Source organism: Bacillus sp. B2-WWTP-C-10-Post-4 (assembly GCF_009183805.1).
Lineage (GTDB): Bacteria > Bacillota > Bacilli > Bacillales > Bacillaceae_G > Bacillus_A > Bacillus_A cereus.
Window position 1 is genome coordinate 1 of the sequence record NZ_WEII01000216.1, and the last position, 3,370, is coordinate 3,370.

The window sequence follows — 3,370 nt, forward strand, 5'->3', positions numbered from 1 at the left end:
GAAGTAAAGATAAAACTTTTATAGGCTATCAAAAATAGAGAAAAGACCTACTCTCACAAGGGAAAATTAGATATTATAACGTAAAAAATCATAAATAGTAGAAAATGTATCCGTAGATTCAATAATTATTAGACTTTCAATTCTACAAAAAAGCAGAAAGAAAATTATATGTTTCTACATAAAATCGGAAAGAGATTGATACAAATCACATTATATTTATTCAACCTTTAAAATAGGACATGTTTTCTTTATTTTGGTAAATAAGCAGTGTGTAGCGTCCAATTATCCATATTTTGTTCAGATAATGTAGCTATTTGTTAACATTACACAGTATTTACACATAACTCACATTATTATTGATGATTTTCATTAGATAAATTCAATAACACTAGTATCCCCAATAATCTTTGTAAAATAATATTCACATTTGATCATATTTGTCCTCATATTCACTTTTTTTATTAATATCCTTCTGATTTTTTGTAGATATACAATTGGATATTTTACTACACGTAAAGAATATTTAATGTGTAGTGTGGAAATTTTATTATAGGTAGAAGAGGTTTGGTATAGAAATGCATAAAAAAAGACTCCATTTTACATGGGGTCCTTCTGATTTTGTATTTATAAATAGAGTAGTAGAAAAGGGGGGAATAAACCAAACACGAATAGCCCTCCACTTTTGATTTTTTCAAAAATAGAGAGCTTGTTATTATCATTTCATTTCCATTGCGGTTAGCACCTGATCTGGAGCAGTTATTGTTACACCGGCACGTACTAAACGTTCGAAGGTACGCATAAACTCTAGTAAATTAAACTGCTTTGGTAGCTCAATCACACGAAGTTTTTCTTGTGGCAGCTTATCAATTGCCTCGATAAACCATTCGCGCACATCACTTGGAATTGTGCGTTCTTTATGGCCACGAACTTTTAGTTTTTCACGCATTTCAATTTCTAAAGCGATATATGCATGGAGATTCACTCCCTGATCATATGCATATTTTCTAAATAACGTTTCTTCCTGGTATTTTAGATAATTACGGTGATAAGACTCTTCTGTTACTGGTACTGCAAACTTCTGCTTCAGTAGTGCATGTACATTTCTAAACATTTTCTTAATGTTATGAAGAGAGTACATAGAATAATGTAGACCAAAATTAAAGACAGCTTTCTCACGGTCACTATTTCTCTCTTTTGGTATATGTTGTGCAATAAGAGGGTAGATACCTTCTTTCGCCGCTGTATCCAGAATTTGATATTGAGATGTCTGATGTAATAGTTTTTTCAATGTATATACAAGTTTTGTAGGGTATCCTTCTTTGCGATCAACCATATCACGAAGCCCACGAATGACACTACGAATTTGACGATGACAAGTATGCTTTAATACATGAATGAACTTATTCATGCCTGTAGACAATTCACCGATATTCATTTCTTGTAGAAGTGATTCGATGAATTTCGCTTTACGTGCATAGGTAGCTTTTGGTGTAAACGGATCCCTGTATTGTTCTTCTCCAGATTCTTTCGAACATAAGAAGTCTGAATGGATAGATAGATATAGCGTTGTATATCGTTTTGTATATTTTACACCTTTTTGCATTTTGCAAATTTTGAATAGGGGACTACCCGTACATGAGAATGTAATTGTTAATTCATCGATAACCGCACGGATTTGATGCGGATATTTTTTATGTAAGAAACGATACATCCCGCCAAAGTGAGTCTTGTTTCCTCTTTCGTCTTGCTTGTCCAAAGAGCGCTTTAGCGTTATTTCTGTATGTTGTTGCATTGCGATATCTAAAAATAACTTCTTAGCCGCTACAGATAACTTAAAGAAAGCCTTTGTAAATACAACAGGACTAATATATATGTACGGATTTGCTTTTTCTGTTTCCCCATTCAGAAAATGAGTGAGTTTAATTGTGTAACGGCCATCAATTCCATTTTCAATGGAGATAATGTTATGTAAGCTTAACTTTTTCAAAGCGATATAGAATTGAGAGTGTTGGATATAAGCAAATTCTTCTTTATATTGTTTGTAATCTTCCCACATCATATGTATGGTTACATTGGGAATGACACCATTAGTAAAGCATTTCTTATGTATATATAAGAACACTTCGAGATCAGCATTCGTAATGCCGTATAATTTATGCTTTCTTCCCGTTTTTTCTGCAAGTGCAGACATTGCGCGACGTGAAAAAGATGGTTTGGCTCTTTCGACAAATCCATCCACATCAGCAATACGATCTTCGTATGTCATGTGCTGTAGAATATCTTCTAAATAAGTATCTTTATAACTGTAGTACTTTTCCTCAAATGCTTCCACAAGCTTTTGCCAAGATTTGAGTGTTACTAAAACTGCGTTTGTTGTTTGCCCATTTAAGCTCCGTTGATTACGTATCACAAATGATTTCCCCATCTTTTTCACCTCCGTTCTACAAATTCAGAAATATATGTCAAAATACTATAAAATATACCAATTATGATTATAGCAAATCGAATTTTGTAAAAACGTGCCCTTTAAGAGAGAATTTCAAAAAAGGCAACACCTTATGGGTCTTAGAGCGACAAGGGATAGAGAAAATTGTTATTTTTATTTTTGGTACGCGACTTGGGAAGGAATGTTGCTCTTTTCTTGTATGATGCTATTTAATGAGAAAAGGAGAAATCCTTTAATATCAATACTTTATTGATATTTCAATTGATTTTTGGTACGCAACTTGGGAAAGGTGTTGCTCCTTTTTCAGGAAAATGGGTACGCGACTTGGGAAAGAATTTTTGTATAATATATAAATTGCTTGTGATTTAACATCTTAGATCACCTGATATAACAGCATTTATGGCTGATTTCACTAATAAGATAGGTACGCGACTTGGGAAAAACGTTGCTTATTTAGAAAAAAAGTACGCAAGATGGGAAGAATGTTGCTTCTTTTTCACCTGAAATTAAATAATTTAAATGTTTAGTGTTGCTTATTTAGAGAAATAAGTACGCAACACGGGAAAAATGTTGCTTATTCTAGTGGAATAGTACGTAAGTTGAGAGTGATGTTGCTTGTTTTGGACTAAGGGTACGCAAGATGGGAAAGATGTTGCATGTTTTACTTCCATTTAGTGAAAAGGGTTTACAAACTAATAAAAACTAAGTGTATTGTTGCTATTACAGATACGAAAGTTAATTCTTGAATATTAGTTTCCATTTATTTAATATTTTTTTATTTTGGAGTCTACCAATGTTTATCCTTATGAACTTAATATTTTATAAAGACATTATCAAATATATTTAAAATAAAGATTGGGTTAGCATCCTTTCAGATATTTCAATGTCCTTATTGATAGTAATACTAGGAACGGTACTATATAC

Annotated in this window: 1 protein-coding gene; it reads right to left on the bottom strand. The window is 32.4% G+C overall.

Going from position 1 to position 3,370, the window contains the following annotated elements:
• Positions 1-715: 715 nt before the first annotated feature.
• Positions 716-2,425, bottom strand: a complete 1,710-nt coding sequence (locus tag GBN78_RS29175; protein WP_070184253.1) for a hypothetical protein — start codon at positions 2,423-2,425, stop codon at positions 716-718.
• Between the last annotated feature and the right edge of the window lie 945 nt (positions 2,426-3,370).

Bases quoted from the DNA above. Each gene is read 5' to 3' on its own strand.
- GBN78_RS29175 (WP_070184253.1), bottom strand. From the start codon at position 2,425: ATGGGGAAATCATTTGTGATACGTAATCAACGGAGCTTAAATGGGCAA.